The sequence below is a fragment of the Bradyrhizobium sp. SZCCHNS3002 genome, from assembly GCF_032377435.1.
Taxonomy (GTDB): domain Bacteria; phylum Pseudomonadota; class Alphaproteobacteria; order Rhizobiales; family Xanthobacteraceae; genus Bradyrhizobium.
Window position 1 is genome coordinate 377,498 of sequence record NZ_JAUHHY010000005.1, and the last position, 15,399, is coordinate 392,896.

Below are 15,399 nucleotides of genomic sequence, written 5' to 3' on the forward strand. Positions count from 1 at the left end.
GGCCTCCACGGGATCAGGTGTGATGTCCGGTCGCGCATGTGAGACTGCCGTCCCGGAGCCCGGCGCTCGCATGGCGGACGAGGTCGGTCTGAATGGGGTCATACCGAGAGTTTCCGCGCGGCGAGCGTCCGCCGCTGCTTGGAGTTGCTGTCCTGCTGGATTTTGAGGTGATGGATGAACACACTGGCCGCGCGCGAAATGTGCTCGCGGCTCAGCCGTTCGGCCTCGGCGCTGCGGCCCTCGATCACGGCTGCAAGAATGTCCTCGTGCTCGTCCCAGACCATCCGGGACATGCTCTGCTCCTTCTGCAGCACGTCGGACATCACCCGCTTCAGGCATGGCCAATGCGGCGCCATCGTCTCGCCGATCAGCGCGTTGCCGGAGAGGTCGGCGAGGAATTGATGGAAGGCGATGTCGGTCTCGATCTTGCGGTTGACGAGCCCGCTCTTCACCGCCTCGTGGCCGGCCGCGATGTAGGCCGGGCCTTCGCGCGCGGCACGCTCGCTCGCGCGCTCGGCGGCCAGCCGCGCCGCGAGGCCTTCGAGAACGGCGCGCATCTCATAGAGATCCCGGACGAAGGCGGGGTCCAGCGGCGCCACGATCAGGCCGCGGCCCGGCGCGCTCTGCACCAGCCCGCAGCCGCGCAACAGGATCAGCGCCTGCTGAACCGGCTGGCGCGACACCCCGTAAGCCTGAGCCAGATCATCTTGGATCAGCCGCGAGCCCGGCGTGAGAACGCCACTGACGATCTCGTCAGTGATCGCCTCGACGACCTGGTCGACCAGAGAGGGAGCGGCGGGCACGATTCGCATGGGCCATCACATTTTGCCGGACATTAGCATGTCAAGTCCGAAAATCGATTTGCGATGCATTCGAATTCAGAGTACGAATTCAGAAAAGGCGCCGCACTAAGGCAAGTTAAAAAGCGGCCAAACAGGGGAGGGACTCCGTTGTCGGAAGATCCGACCAGTCGGGAGTGCGGTCAGGTCTGGTCCGTGCGCCCGGAGGGCAGCGTGCGCGCCGGTCTGATGTCGGCGGTGTCGCGCGCATTGCTGGTGGCGTCGGTTACGTCGTTCGGCGCGATGACGCCTGCGCTCGCCGCGGCCGGAGAAGGGTTGACCTTGTCCGATGCCTGGGTGCCGGCGGCGCCCGAGGTGGGGCGCGACATCCCGCTGCTGATCACGATCAAGAACGACACGACCGCGCCGGAAGCCTTGATGCGCGTGCGCTGTCCGGTCGCCAATTTCTCTGAGCGGCACACCGTCGATCGCGGCGAAGGCGCTCCGGCGATGCGCTCCATTCCCAACATTCCCATCGCTGCAGGCAGCACGCTGGTGCTGCTGCCGACCGCCTATCACGTCATGCTGCTGCAGACGCGGGAGCCGCTCGAGCCAGGGAGGCGCTTCACCTGCACGATCGTGTTCCAGAAAGCAGGATCCATCGAAACGGAGGTCGAGGTTCGCAAGTCTCCTTGAAGCGTGTTTGTCGCCTGCTGCTCTCCGCCTTCGGGCTCGGCGGAGCGGTATTCGCTCCAACTCATAATCAATAATGGGAGAAGGAAACGATGAGGATAAACGTCAGGTCAACCTTGCGGGCGGTGCTGCTGGCCAGCGCAGCCTTCGCCTGTTTCCAGCTTGCATCGCCGGCGCAGGCCGCCGACGAGATGACCCCCGAGCGGCTGCTCAACGCCGACAAGGAGGCCGGCAACTGGCTCCACCATCATAAGAACTACTCGGGCACGCGGTTCTCGGCGCTGAAGGAGATCAACAAGGACAACGTCAAGAACCTGAAGGTCGCCTGGACCATGCATCTCGGCGGCGTCGAGGGCGGCGGCATCTGGAGCCACGGCGGTCTCGAAGGCACGCCGATCGTCGAGAACGGCATGATCTATGTCACCGACGGCTGGGGCTCGGTGTACAAGATCGATGCGCGCGGTGGCAAAGGCCAGATGGTCTGGAAGATGGATCCGAAGACGGATCACGACTGGGCCGGCGCGATCGCCTGCTGCGGCGTCGACAATCGCGGTGTCGCGCTGTGGGGCGACCTCGTCGTGTCGCACACGCTCGACGGCCGCCTGATCGCGACCAACAAGGAAACCGGGCAGGTTGCCTGGCAGCGTCAGGTCGCCGATCCCGACAAGGGCGAGGTGATCACCGGCGCGCCGCTGATCGTGAAGAACATGGCGATCTCGGGCGTCGCCGGCGCCGAATACGGCATCCGCGGATGGATCGCGGCGACCGACCTCACCACGCAGAAGGAGGTCTGGCGCACCCACACCATTCCGGCCAAGGGCGAGCCCGGCAGCGAGACCTGGAAGGACAGCAACGACGCGGCGGCGGCCGGCGGCGGTTCGACCTGGGTCACGGGCACCTATGATCCGGCGACCGACACCATCATCTGGGGCGTCGGCAATCCCGGCCCGGACTGGGACAACGCCTATCGTCCCGGCGACAACCTCTACACCGACAGCTCGCTGGCGCTCGACGCGAACACCGGCAAGATCAAGTGGCACTATCAGCACACGCCGAACGATCCCTTCGACTATGACAGCGTCGCCGAGAACGTCCTGGTCGATGTGCCCGCGCCGAACGGCTCCACCCTGAAGCTCGCGCTCGAGGCCGACCGCAACGGCTTTGCCTATGCGATCGACCGCACCAGCGGCAAGTTCATTTGGGGTCTGCCCTTCGTCAAGAAGGTCACCTGGACCAAGGGGCTCGATGCCGAGACCGGCAAGCCGATCGAGTATGATCCGAAGAACCCGGTGCAGCGCTACAATGCGTCGGTGTCGCCGCATCGTGAGAACAAGGTCGCGGACATCTGCCCGGGCAACATGGGCGGCAAGAACTGGCCGCCGACCTCGTACAATCCGGACCTGAAGCTCTGGTACATCCCTGTCATCGAGAGCTGCAACCGGATCACCGTGGAAGAAGCGACCAAGGACAAGCTGAAGCCGCGTGAGTTCTGGACCGGCGGCGGACCGAGCCAGCCATTCAAGATCACGGGCAGCGTGACCGCGATCGACGTCACCACCGGCAAGATCGCCGGCAAGATGGAGACGCCGTTCCCGAATCTCGGCGGCATGCTGTCGACGCCTGATCTCGTCTTCACCGGCCAGCCCTCGGGCGAGGTGATGGCGCTCGATGCCAAGACCCTGCAGAAGCTGTGGGAGTTCAACACCGGCGGCGGCGTCAATGCGCCTCCCGTGACGTTCTCGGTCGACGGCAAGCAATACGTCGCGATCCTGGTTGGTCTCGGCGGCGCCTGGGACAAGTGGTTCATCGAATCCACGCCCGAGCTGAAGAAGATCCAGCCCGGCTCGATGCTCTACGTCTTCTCGCTGTGAAGTCGACAGCGGAGCGGAGGCATGTCCTCCGCTCCGCCCCTATCCCCTGTTCGACAAGAAGATCAGATGAAATTCAGTGCGATCACGCTCGCTGTGGCGTCGGCTCTCGTCCTCGGTTCTGCTTCGCTCGCGTCGGCGCAGTCCGCGGCGCCGACGGATCCGACCGAGGCCGGCAAGGCCGTGTTCAAGCGCGCGAACTGCGTCGGCTGCCACAAATGGCATGGCAATGGCGGTGGCGGCTATGGCGGCGACGCGCTGTCGCTGCGCAAGACGCAGCTCACCCGTGACCAGATCATCGAGACCGTGACCTGCGGCCGGCCCGGGACGGGCATGCCGTACTTTGCGCGCGACTCCTATGACACGGCGAAGTGCTACGACATGAGCCGCCAGGATGTCGGCGAGCGCATGCCGCCCGAGGGCGGCGTGTTTCTGCGGCCCAACGATATCCAGGCGGTCGCGGATTACGTGCTCGCGCACATCAAGGGCCGCGGCGAGCCGAACTACGACGAGTGTACTGCGTTCTTCGGGAACACGTCGCGGGTCTGCGACATCTACAAGACGAATGCCGCCAAGCCTGCAAGCGAGCCATCGAAATGAAGCGGTCAACCTGCGCTGCGATCTTCGCCACGTTCGTGCTGTCGTTTGTGATGCATGCGGCCTCGGCGCAGGCCGTACCGAACTACGATTTGCGCGACATCACCGTCGGCATGCCCGTCGGCGACCTGCCCAATGAGGGCTATGTCAATCTGACTTGCGCCAAGGATCCGAATCGCAAGCTCAATGCGTGGTCGGCGTGGCGCGACTGTCCAGCGGACGCGCAGGCGCGGCACGCGGTGCGCTTCGATTTCGATCCGGAGACCAGCCAGGACGGCACCAAGGTGGCCGGTCATCCCGTGCTGCTGACGGTCCTGGTCGACGACAAGGGCGCCGTCACCGGCCTGACGATCGAGACCGATCCGAAGGCACGGCTCTATATTCGCAAGAAGGCCTTCCTGCTCGGCAACCAGGTGAAGTCGCGCTATGGCGCCGAGGGCTGGGAGTGCAAGGAGCAGCAGCCGACAGCAGGCGAGCAGCCGGTCGGGGGCGTGTTCCTGCGCGAGGTCTGCAAGAAGACGGTGCCCGGCCGGACGCTGACGGTCGAGCGCGAGCTGTTCCGCAAGCCGGACCAGGACATCAAGAGCTTCGTCGATCAGACGCTGGTGCGGATCACCAAGGATATCAACTAGTCCGCCGCCGATCTTCATCGCGCTCTGCTGGAGGCGCGCGCCAGTCGGCGTCGTGAACCCGGCTGCCGGGAGGAAACGACGATGAGGGATCTCTTGAATTTCGGGCAGATGCTGTCGGCCCATGCGCGCATGTCGCCGCAGCGCACCGGTGCCCGCGATCTCGAACGTGCGATGAGCTTTGCGCTGTGGAACGAGCGCGCGTGCCGGCTCGCAAATGCGCTGCTCGGGCTCGGCCTTGCCAAGGGCGATCGCGTTGCGATCCTTGCCTACAATTGTGTCGAATGGTGCGAGATCTATGCGGCCACGGCCAAAGCCGGGCTGGTGGCGCTGCCGATCAATTTCCGCCTCACCGCGCCCGAGATGCAGTTCATCGTGCAGAATGCCGAAGCGACCGCCGTCATCGTGCAGGACGAACTCGTGGGCCTGGTCGAGGAGGCGCGCAAGGATCTCGGCATCGCCGACGACCGCTTCATCCATTTCGGCACCAAGCCGCCTCCGGCAGGCTATCGCGATTACGAGGACATCATCGCCGCGGCTGCGGACCGCGAGCCCGATCAGCAGGTCGCACTGTCCGATCCCTGGACCCTGATGTACACCTCGGGCACCACCGGCAAGCCCAAGGGCGTGCTGCGCAGCCATCGCAGCGCCGTCCTCCTGTCGATGGTCACGGAGATCGAGCTGAAGCTGAGCCGCAACGACGGCGCGCTGCTGGTGATGCCGATGTGCCATGCCAATTCGCTGAACTTCTTCGGCGCGTTCGGCTATATCGGCGGCGTCAACTCGATCTATTCGCGCAAGAGCTTCGATCCCGAGCACGCGGTGACGACGCTCGCCGATGGCGGCTCCACCTTCACCTCGCTGGTCCCCACGCACTACATCATGATGCTCGATCTGCCGCGAGGGTTGCGCGCGGAGCACGACTTCAGCGCGGTCACCAAGCTGATGATCTCCTCGGCGCCGGCGCGCCCGGAGACCAAGCGCGAAGTGATGGAGATGTTTCCGAAGTCCGGCCTCTACGAGCTCTACGGCGCGACCGAGACCGGCTGGGTCACCATGCTGCATCCGCACGAGCAGTTCACCAAGCTGGGTTCGGTCGGGCGCGAATGCGTCGGCGCCGCGCCGATCCGCATCCTCGACGAGGCAGGCCACGAGGTGCCGGACGGCGAGGCGGGTGAGCTCTATTCGAGCAACGCGCACACGTTCGACTGCTACTGGCGCCTGCCGGAGAAGACCGCGGAGGCGTTCCGCGGCGACTATTGCTCAGTCGGCGACATGGCCCGCCGCGATGCCGACGGCTATATCCATCTCGCCGACCGCAAGAGCAACATGATCATCTCCGGCGGCGAGAACATCTATCCCTCCGAGGTCGAAGCGCAGGTCGGGGCCCATCCGGCCGTCAAGGACATCGCCGTGATCGGCCTGCCCGACGACAAATGGGGCGAGCGCGTCCACGCCGTGATCGTGCCGCGCGACGGCGTGACGGTGAAGGAGCACGAGCTGGTCGATTGGGCCAAGGAGCGTCTGGCCGGTTTCAAGCGGCCGCGGTCCTATGCTTTCATCACCGACGCCGAGATGCCGCGCAACGCCACCGGCAAGATCCTGCATCGCGAGCTGAAGAAGAGATTTTCGTGAGTTGGTCGCTGCAATGCGCGGCGCGTCTGATATGTAGCTGCGATGCAGGCTGTCCTCAATTCCGCTCTTCCCATCTTCGCGTTGATCCTCACGGGGTTCCTGTGCGGCTGGTTCAATGTGTTCGACCGCACCGCGACCGACAATCTGAATCGTTTCGCCGTGTACCTGGCGCTGCCTGCGCTGATCTTCACCGCGATGTCCAAGATCGGCGTCGAGCAGGTCAGCCAGTTCGGCTTCATCGGCGCGTTCTGCGGCGGCATCGCCGCGACCTTCACGACCGGCTTCGTGATCAGCCGCCTGCGCGGCCGCCGCGCCGCCAATGCCAGCATCGAGGGGCTCGATGCCGGTTACAGCAATGTTGGCTTCATGGGCATTCCGATGTGCCTCCTGGTGTTCGGCCCGGACAGTGCGCCGGCCTCGATCATCGCGACCCTGTTCACGGCCTGCGTGCTGTTCCTGTTCGCGATCGTCGTCGTCGAGATGGATCTGCAGAAGGGCGCCACCTTGGGCGCAACGATCGCCAAGGTGGCGCGTTCGCTGCTGACAAGTCCGTTGTTCATCGCGCCCGTCGCCGGACTCGCGGTCGGCCTCAGCGGCTTCGCATTGCCGGCGCCGTTCATGAGCTTCACCAGCCTGCTCGGCGGCGCGGCCTCGCCGGCCGCTCTGGTCTGCATCGGCCTGTTCCTGGCGCAGGAGCGCGTCGTCACGCACGATGCGACATCAATCGCGATCCTGGTGTCGCTGAAGCTGCTGATGCAGCCCGCGGTGACCGCGCTGCTCGCCTTCCACGTCTTTTCGATGCCGCCTCTCTGGTCGCATTCGGCCGTCATCCTCAGCGCGTTGCCGATCGGCTCGGGGCCGTTCACGATCGCCAAACTGTATGGGCTCGAGGCGGGTGTCACGTCGGGCTCGATCCTCGTCTCGCACATCTTCGCCGTCCTCACCGTCTCGCTGCTCGTGGCCTGGCTCGCGCCGGGCTGATCGCAACTTCGTTCGCTGGAGTGGTCCGATGAAGATCTCCCCCGACAGTGCCGCCGACCTGATCGCCCGCCTGCTCAAGCGCCGCGGCGTTGCCCGCGTGTTCGCGCTGTGCGGCGGCCACATCATGCCGATCTGGATGCGGCTCGATGCCGAGGGCATCCGCATCATCGACGTGCGCGACGAGCGCGCGGCCGTGCATATGGCGCAGGCGCATGCGGAGCTGACTGGTGATCTCGGCGTCGCCCTGGTCACGGCCGGGCCCGGCATGACCAACGCGATCACGGGCATCGCCAACGCCCACGTCTCGCGCGCGCCGGTGCTGGTGATCTCGGGCGGCAACCCGCGTCCGCAGGAGAACCGCGGCGGCCTGCAGGACATGGACCACACCCAGCTCGTGCGTTCGATCACGCGCTACGCGCGCACCGTGCGCGAGCCGTCGCTGGTGCTGCAGGAGCTCGACGAGGCGATCGCGCGCGCGTTCGGCGACGGCGGCGAGCCAGGACCTGCGTTCATCGATTTCCCGGTCGACACCTTGCGCGGCATCGTGCCCAAGGCGCTGCAACTGGAGGAGCATCTCGCGCCGAAGCCGCGGGCGGCGCCGCGGCCGGATGCGGCCGAGGTCGAGAAGGCGGTCGAGCTGTTGTGGTCGGCACGGCGCGTGCTCGTCATCTCCGGCCGCGGCGCGCGCGGCGCCGGCCCTGAGCTGATCGCGCTGCTCGACCGGCTCGGCGCCGTCTATCTCGACACCGGCGAGAGCAGGGGGCTCGTGCCCGACGATCACCCCTCGGTGGTCGGCGCGATGCGCGGCGCTGTCATGGGCGATGCCGACGTGGTGCTGACGGTCGGCCGCCGGCTCGACTTCCAGCTCGCCTACGGCTCGCCGGCCGTGTTCAAGGACGCCAAATTCGTCCGCATCAGCGACACCGCGAGCGAGCTGCGCGACAATCGCCGCGGCGCAGCCGAAATCCTCGCATCACCTGCGGAAACTCTCCGGGCAATGGTTGCGCTGGCGGGCAATCGCGAGTCGGCTGTCGACAAGCAATGGGCCGGCAAGCTCCGCTCCGCGCATCAGGAGCGCGCGGCCAAGCTGCGCCAGAGCATGGCGACAGCGCCGGCCGGCAGCGACGGGCGGCTGCATCCGAACCGCGTGCTGTCGGCCCTGCAGGAGGCGATCGGCAATGATGCCGTGGTCATCACCGACGGCGGCGACTTTCTCTCGTTCGCCCGCGTCGGCCTGAGCGCGCCGCTGATGCTCGATCCCGGCCCGTTCGGCTGCATCGGCATCGGCGTGCCCTATGGCATCGCCGCGAGCCTCGCCTTTCCCGACAAGCCCGTGGTGGTCGCGACCGGCGACGGCGCCTTCGGCTTCAACGCGATCGAGGTCGACACGGCCGTGCGCCACAAGGCGCCGGTGCTGATCGTCGTCGCCAACAACGGCGCCTGGCAGATCGAGGTGCACGACCAGACCGTGACCCATGGCAAGGTGGTCGGCACCAGGCTGCAATTCGCCGATCACGCCGCGATGGCGCGCGCCTTCGGCATGCATGCCGAGCGCGTCGAGACCGCGGAGCAGCTCGGCCCCGCCATCCAGCGCGCGCTCGCGAATCGCCCGGCGCTGCTCGATGTGGTGGTGACGCCGGAAGCGGTGTCGTCGGATGCCAAGACCGGGCTCGCATGGGTGCCGGATCTGCAGCCGCTGGCAGCGTGGGACGAGGCGGAGCGCAAGTGGCGCGGCGTGTGAGGCCTCACACCTGCTGCAGCTGCCGCGGCGCGCTGAGCCACAGCGCGAGCAGGGTGCAGACGGCGCCGGACAGCAGATAGCCGCCGGCCGACAGCAGGCCGAGATTGGCGGCCAGCACCAATGCCGCCAGCGGGGCGAAGCCGGCGCCGAACAGCCAGGCGAGGTCCGCTGTGAGCGCCGATGCCGTATAGCGATAGGTGCGCGCGAAATTGGCGGCGATCGCGCCGGAGGACTGGCCGAACGACAGGCCGAGCAGGATGAAGCCGAGCACCATGTAGATGGTCTCGCCGATCGGGCCGGCATCGAGCAGTTGCGGCGCGAAGCCCGAGAACACCGCGATCGCGATCGCCGAGCCGATCAGGAGCGACTTGCGGCCGATGCGGTCGGCCAGCATGCCGGACGCGACAATGGCGACGACGCCGAACACCGCGCCGACCGCCTCGATGACCAGGAAGCGCGCCGGCGTCTCCTTGGTGAACAGGAACACCCAGGACAGCGGAAACACCGTCACCATGTGGAACAGCGCGAAGCTCGCCAGCGGCGCGAACGCGCCGATCACGATGTTGCGGCCCTCGTGCCGGATCGTGGTCATGACGCGCGCCGGCTGCAATTCGCGCGACTGGAACAGCTCGTCATATTCAGGCGTCACCACCATGCGCAGCCGCGCGAACAGCGCCACGACGTTGATGGCGAACGCCACGAAGAACGGGTAGCGCCAGCCCCAGTCGAAGAAGTCGGCCGCGGAGAGATAGCCGACGAAGAAAGCGAACAGCACGCTGGCGACGATCAGCCCGAGCGGCGCGCCGAGCTGCGGGATCATCGCATACCAGCCGCGCTGGTGCTCCGGCGCATTCATGGCAAGCAGCGACGCCAACCCGTCCCAGGCACCGCCCCAGGCGAGGCCCTGGCCGATCCGCGCCAGCGCCAGCAGCCAGATCGCGGCCGCACCGACGGTGTGATAGCTCGGCAGGAAGGCGATCGCGACCGTCGAGGTGCCCAGCAGGAACAATGCGGTGATCAGCTTGGCGCTCTTGCCGTAGCGGCGGTCGATCGCCATGAAGATCACGCTGCCGAACGGGCGGGCGATGAAGGCGAGCGCGAACAGCGCGAACGAATACAGCGTCTGCGTCAGCTCGTCGGCGAACGGAAACACGAGGCGCGGAAACACGATCACCGAGGCGATGGCGTAGACGAAAAAGTCGAAGAACTCCGACGTGCGCCCGACGATCACGCCGATCGCGATCTCGCCCGGATGCGCCTCATGCGTGCGGGAGAGATGGGTTTCGCCGTCGGCGGTCGCCGCTGCCTGTGTCATCGCGCTGCCTGCAGTCCTCTCGTACTCTATTGTCGCCACGTAATTGTCGTCCTCGGCGCCGCTCCGGTATTGGACAAATTGTCCAATACCGGCCGTGTCGTCCGATCGCTAGGTGAGGCCTCGTTCAGAGATCCGCCGTGCGACGAGGTTGAGCGTGCGTTACTGGAAATTCTTAGGCATGCTGCCGCTGGGGCTCGCGCTCGGAGGCTGCAATCTGGTCGTGCTCGCGCCCTCCGGCGACGTCGCCGCCCAGCAGCGCGATCTCGTGATCATCGCCACCGTACTGATGCTGCTGATCGTGATCCCGGTGATGGCGGCCACGGCCATCGTGGCCTGGCGCTACCGCCAGTCGAACCAGGCGGCGACCTACACGCCGGATTGGGATCACTCCACCCAGCTCGAGCTTCTGATCTGGGCGGCGCCGCTGCTGATCATCATCTGCCTGGGCGCGGTGACGTGGATGGGTACGCATCTGCTCGATCCCTATCGCACGCTCGGACGCATCTCCGCCGAGCGCGCGGTGACGCCGCAGGACAAGCCGCTCGAGGTCAACGTCGTCGCGCTCGATTGGAAGTGGCTGTTCATCTATCCCGAATACGGCATCGCCAGCCTCAACGAGCTCGCAGCTCCCGTGAACCGGCCGCTCGATTTCAGGATCACCTCGTCCTCGGTAATGAACTCGTTCTATATTCCGGCACTCGCCGGCCAGATCTATGCGATGCCGGGCATGCAGAGCCGGCTGCACGCCGTCATCAACAAGCCCGGCGTCTATCGCGGCTTCTCGGCCAACTACAGCGGCTCCGGCTTCTCCGGCATGCGCTTCGCTTTCCGTGGCCTGTCGGATGCGGACTTCGCCGGCTGGGTCGACAAGGCCAAGGCGAGTGGGCAGGAGCTCAACAAGCAGGATTATCTTGCGCTCGAGCGTCCGAGCGCCAATGAACCGGTTCGCCACTATGCCTCGGTTGACAGCGACCTGTTCCGCGCCATCCTCAACATGTGCGTCGAGCCTGGCAAGATGTGCATGAGCGAGATGATGGCGATCGACGCGCAGGGCGGCATGGGCATGGCCGGCGTGCGCAACACGCTGCCGCTCGCCTATGACAAGTTCGCCGGCCGCGGCGCCGTGTTCGGCACCGAGCCGAGCTTCGTTGCCGGCGGCGTCTGCCTGCCGGGCGATCAGGTCACGCGGATGGCCGAGGACTCTTCGCCGACCGTGCTGGCGCCGCTGGACTGGACGCCATTGCAGGGGCGCGGGCTGGCGCGGCCCGGCCTGCTACGGCCGTCCAAGGCATCCTTCATCACGGGGCCAACCTCAAAGTCGGATTCGTGAGGGTCCATCATGTTCGATACAGCAGAGCTCACAAAGATCATCTTCGGCCGGCTGACGCTGGAGTCGCTGCCGCTGCACGAGCCGATCATCGTCGGCACCTTCGCCATGGTCGCGCTCGGCGGTCTCGCGCTGTTTGGCGCGATCACCTATTTCCGGCTGTGGGGCTATCTCTGGAAAGAGTGGTTCACCACCGTCGACCACAAGCGCATCGGCATCATGTACATGGTGCTCGGCATCGTCATGCTGCTGCGCGGCTTCGCCGATGCGCTGATGATGCGCCTGCAGCAGGCGATCGCCTTCAATGGCTCCGAAGGCTACCTGAACTCGCACCACTATGATCAGGTGTTCACGGCGCACGGCGTGATCATGATCTTCTTCGTGGCGATGCCGCTGGTCACCGGCCTGATGAACTACGTCGTGCCGCTGCAGATCGGCGCCCGCGACGTGTCGTTCCCGTTCCTCAACAATTTCAGCTTCTGGATGACCACGTCCGGCGCCGTGCTGGTGATGTGCTCGCTGTTCGTCGGCGAGTTCGCGCGCACCGGCTGGCTGGCCTATCCGCCGCTGTCGAACCTGTCCTACAGTCCGGATGTCGGCGTCGACTATTACATCTGGGCGCTGCAGGTTGCCGGCGTGGGAACGTTGTTATCCGGCGTCAACCTGATCTGCACCATCGTCAAGATGCGCGCCCCCGGCATGACCATGATGAAGATGCCGGTCTTCACCTGGACGTCACTGTGCACCAACGTCCTGATCGTCGCCTCCTTCCCGGTGCTGACAGCGGTGCTGGCGCTGCTGTCGCTCGACCGCTACGTCGGCACCAACTTCTTTACCAATGATTTCGGCGGCGATCCGATGATGTATGTCAACCTCATCTGGATCTGGGGCCATCCCGAGGTCTACATCCTCATCCTGCCGGCGTTCGGCATCTTCTCCGAGGTGACCTCGACCTTCTCGGGCAAGCGGCTGTTCGGCTACACCTCGATGGTCTACGCCACCGTCGTCATCACCATCCTGTCCTATCTGGTCTGGCTGCACCACTTCTTCACCATGGGGTCGGGGGCCAGCGTCAACTCCTTCTTTGGCATCACCACGATGATCATCTCGATCCCGACGGGCGCGAAGATGTTCAACTGGCTGTTCACGATGTATCGCGGCCGCATCCGCTTCGAGCTGCCGATGATGTGGACGGTCGCCTTCATGCTGACCTTCGTGATCGGCGGCATGACCGGCGTGCTGCTCGCGGTGCCGCCGGCCGACTTCGTGCTGCACAACAGCCTGTTCCTGGTCGCGCATTTCCACAACGTGATCATCGGCGGCGTGCTGTTCGGCCTGTTCGCCGGCATCGCCTATTGGTTCCCGAAGGCGTTCGGCTTCAGGCTCGATCCGTTCTGGGGCAAGCTGTCGTTCTGGTTCTGGACGGTGGGCTTCTACTTTGCCTTCATGCCGCTCTATGTGCTCGGCCTGATGGGCGTGACGCGTCGCCTGCGCACCTTCGACGATCCGAGCCTGCAGATCTGGTTCGTGATCGCCGGCATCGGCGCGTTCCTGATCCTGCTGGGCATCGCGAGCTTCCTGATCCAGATCGCGGTCAGCATCCTGCGCCGCGAGCAGCTCGCCGACGTCACCGGCGATCCCTGGAATGCGCGCACCCTGGAGTGGGCGACGTCGTCGCCGCCGCCGGCCTACAACTTCGCCTTCACGCCCGTCGTCCACGACAACGACGCATGGTGGGACATGAAGCGCCGTGGCTACACCCGTCCGCTCGCCGGCTTCAAGGCGATCCACATGCCGAGCAACACCGGCACCGGCGTGATCCTGGCAGCGCTGAGCACCACCATGGCGTTTGGCCTGATCTGGTACATGTGGTGGATGGCGGCGGGCAGCTTCGTCGCGCTGCTCGCGGTCGCGATCGGCCACACCTTCAACTATCACCGCAGCTTCCACATCCCGGCCGATGAGGTCGTCAGCGCCGAGCGTGCGCGCACCGAGCTGCTCGCGGCAGGAGCCAAGTCATGACGGTCGCGATGGGCACATTGAAGGCCGGTGAGCCGGTCTTCTACGTCGTCGACGAGCACGAGCACGCCGAAGGCAGCAGCACGATGCTCGGCTTCTGGATCTATCTGATGAGCGACTGTCTCATCTTTGCGATCCTGTTCGCCGTCTATGGCGTGCTCGGCGCCAAATATGCCGCCGGTCCGGCGCCGAAGGACCTGTTCGACCTGTCGCTGGTCGCGGTCAACACCTCGTTCCTGCTGCTGTCCTCGCTTACCTACGGCTTCGCGATGCTGTCGATGCAGCAGAATCGCGTCGGCGCGATGCAGGCCTGGCTCGTGGTGACCGGGCTGTTCGGCCTCGCCTTCCTCGGCATCGAGCTGACCGAGTTCGCGCACATGATCCATGAGGGCGCGACGCCGCAACGCAGCGCCTTTCTGTCGTCGTTCTTCACGCTCGTTGGAACCCACGGCCTGCATGTGACGTTCGGTCTGGTCTGGCTGGCCACGCTGATGGTGCAGGTCAGGACCCACGGCCTGATCGAGGCCAACCGCCGCCGGCTGGTCTGCCTCAGCATGTTCTGGCACTTCCTCGACGTGATCTGGATCGGTGTCTTCACCTTCGTCTATCTGATGGGAATGCTGCGATGAGCTCTGATGCACACGCGCACGGCTCGGCCGACGACCATGCCGGCACGCGCTCCGGCCAGCTGATTGGCTTCGGCGCCTCCGTCGTCCTCACTGCGATTCCGTTTCTGCTGGTGATGAATGGCTCGCTCGACAAGCAGGCAACCGCGCTGATCATCATGGCGTTCGCGGCCGTGCAGGTGGTCGTTCACATGATCTTCTTCCTGCACATGAACACCAAGGCCGAGGGCGGCTGGACCATGATGGCGCTGATCTTCACCATCATCATGGTGGTGATCGCGCTCTCGGGCTCGCTCTGGGTCATGCATCACCTGACCACCAACATGATGCCGGTGCACGAGATGGGCCAGACGCCGTGATGTCGGCTCCTGCCGACGGGGCAGGGGAACACGATGAGGCCGGCCGCGGGCGATCCGGCGCGCTGCGGCTCGCGATCGGCGCGGCGTGGGTTGCGTGCGTCGCGATTCTGCTGGCGCTGGGCGTCTGGCAGATCGAGCGGCGGGCCTGGAAACTCGACCTGATCGATCGTGTCGAGCGCCGCGTTCATGCCGAACCTGTGCCGGCGCCGGGCCCGGCGGATTGGCCGGCGATCAATCGCAGCGATGACGAGTACAAGCGGGTGACACTGAGCGGCCGCTTTCTCAACGATCGCGAGACGCTGGTGCAGGCGCTGACGGTCGAGGGCTCCGGCTATTGGGTGGTGACGCCGCTGCGGACCGCCGGCGGCACCGTGCTCGTCAATCGTGGCTTCGTGCCCGCGGATCGCCGCGCCCGCGCAAGCCGCAGCGCCGGGAACCCGGATGGCACGGTCAGCGTGACGGGATTGCTGCGGCTCTCCGAGCCGGGCGGCGGCTTCCTGCGCCACAACGATCCCGCGGGGAATCGCTGGTATTCACGTGACGTCGGGGCGATCGCGGCGGCGCGCGGTCTGTCCGACGTCGCGCCATTCTTCGTCGATGCCGATGCGACCCCGAATCCCGGCGGGCTTCCGATCGGCGGACTCACCGTGATCTCGTTTCCGAACAACCATCTGGTTTACGCGCTCACCTGGTTTACATTGGCTCTCATGCTGGCCGGCGCCGGGCTGCAGCGGCTCCGCCGCGCGCAGCGTGACCCGAAGCGCCGGCGGCGCAGGATGTGGGATGGGATCAGCGGCGGCAGGACATGGGTGGATGCGGGGTGACGTGTT

14 protein-coding genes are annotated in these 15,399 nt (G+C 65.7%); 12 read left to right on the plus strand and 2 right to left on the minus strand.

Annotation, left to right across the window (positions count from 1 at the left end):
* Nucleotides 1-98 precede the first annotated feature (98 nt).
* The gene (locus QW845_RS13600) at nt 99-812 is read right to left on the minus strand and encodes a GntR family transcriptional regulator (protein WP_315802077.1); all 714 of its coding nucleotides are present in this window, start codon (nt 810-812) and stop codon (nt 99-101) included.
* A 54-nt stretch (nt 813-866) separates the two neighbouring features.
* Here QW845_RS13600 and QW845_RS13605 point away from each other — a divergent pair, with 54 nt between their 5' ends.
* The 7 genes from QW845_RS13605 (at nt 867) to QW845_RS13635 (ending at nt 8,923) form a co-directional block, all read left to right on the plus strand.
* A complete protein-coding gene (locus QW845_RS13605; protein WP_315802078.1) occupies nt 867-1,475 on the plus strand; it encodes a copper chaperone PCu(A)C in 609 nt (202 codons plus the stop codon).
* Nucleotides 1,476-1,564: 89 nt separating this feature from the next.
* Nucleotides 1,565-3,343 (plus strand): PQQ-dependent dehydrogenase, methanol/ethanol family, encoded by a 1,779-nt coding sequence (locus QW845_RS13610; protein ID WP_315802079.1) that lies wholly within the window; start codon nt 1,565-1,567, stop codon nt 3,341-3,343.
* A 66-nt stretch (nt 3,344-3,409) separates the two neighbouring features.
* Nucleotides 3,410-3,940: a c-type cytochrome gene (locus QW845_RS13615; RefSeq protein WP_315802080.1), complete on the plus strand. Its 531-nt coding sequence runs from the start codon at nt 3,410-3,412 to the stop codon at nt 3,938-3,940.
* A complete protein-coding gene (locus QW845_RS13620) occupies nt 3,937-4,569 on the plus strand; it encodes a hypothetical protein (protein WP_315802081.1) in 633 nt (210 codons plus the stop codon). The genes QW845_RS13615 and QW845_RS13620 overlap by 4 nt, the downstream gene beginning before the upstream one ends.
* Nucleotides 4,570-4,650: 81 nt before the next feature.
* Nucleotides 4,651-6,201 (plus strand): AMP-binding protein, encoded by a 1,551-nt coding sequence (locus QW845_RS13625; protein WP_315802082.1) that lies wholly within the window; start codon nt 4,651-4,653, stop codon nt 6,199-6,201.
* A gap of 42 nt (nt 6,202-6,243) precedes the next feature.
* The gene (locus QW845_RS13630; protein ID WP_315802083.1) at nt 6,244-7,182 is read left to right on the plus strand and encodes an AEC family transporter; all 939 of its coding nucleotides are present in this window, start codon (nt 6,244-6,246) and stop codon (nt 7,180-7,182) included.
* 28 nt (nt 7,183-7,210) lie between these two features.
* Nucleotides 7,211-8,923, plus strand: a complete 1,713-nt coding sequence (locus tag QW845_RS13635; RefSeq protein ID WP_315802084.1) for a thiamine pyrophosphate-binding protein — start codon at nt 7,211-7,213, stop codon at nt 8,921-8,923.
* Between the two features lie 4 nt (nt 8,924-8,927).
* Here QW845_RS13635 and QW845_RS13640 read toward each other — a convergent pair whose 3' ends face one another.
* Complete coding sequence (locus QW845_RS13640) at nt 8,928-10,238, minus strand: MFS transporter (RefSeq protein WP_315802085.1); 1,311 nt, start codon at nt 10,236-10,238, stop codon at nt 8,928-8,930.
* 154 nt (nt 10,239-10,392) lie between these two features.
* On the opposite strand from QW845_RS13640, the gene cyoA reads away from it, so the two are divergent.
* From cyoA to QW845_RS13665, 5 genes are read left to right on the plus strand one after another with little or no spacing between them, the layout of a single operon-like run.
* A complete protein-coding gene (cyoA, locus tag QW845_RS13645; protein WP_315802086.1) occupies nt 10,393-11,568 on the plus strand; it encodes a ubiquinol oxidase subunit II in 1,176 nt (391 codons plus the stop codon).
* Nucleotides 11,569-11,577: 9 nt separating this feature from the next.
* Nucleotides 11,578-13,587 (plus strand): cytochrome o ubiquinol oxidase subunit I, encoded by a 2,010-nt coding sequence (cyoB, locus tag QW845_RS13650; RefSeq protein ID WP_315802087.1) that lies wholly within the window; start codon nt 11,578-11,580, stop codon nt 13,585-13,587.
* Complete coding sequence (gene cyoC, locus QW845_RS13655; protein WP_315802088.1) at nt 13,584-14,213, plus strand: cytochrome o ubiquinol oxidase subunit III; 630 nt, start codon at nt 13,584-13,586, stop codon at nt 14,211-14,213. Before cyoB ends, cyoC begins: the two co-directional genes overlap by 4 nt.
* A complete protein-coding gene (gene cyoD, locus QW845_RS13660) occupies nt 14,210-14,569 on the plus strand; it encodes a cytochrome o ubiquinol oxidase subunit IV (protein WP_315752397.1) in 360 nt (119 codons plus the stop codon). Before cyoC ends, cyoD begins: the two co-directional genes overlap by 4 nt.
* Nucleotides 14,569-15,393 (plus strand): SURF1 family protein, encoded by an 825-nt coding sequence (locus QW845_RS13665; RefSeq protein WP_315802089.1) that lies wholly within the window; start codon nt 14,569-14,571, stop codon nt 15,391-15,393. Before cyoD ends, QW845_RS13665 begins: the two co-directional genes overlap by 1 nt.
* Nucleotides 15,394-15,399 lie beyond the last annotated feature (6 nt).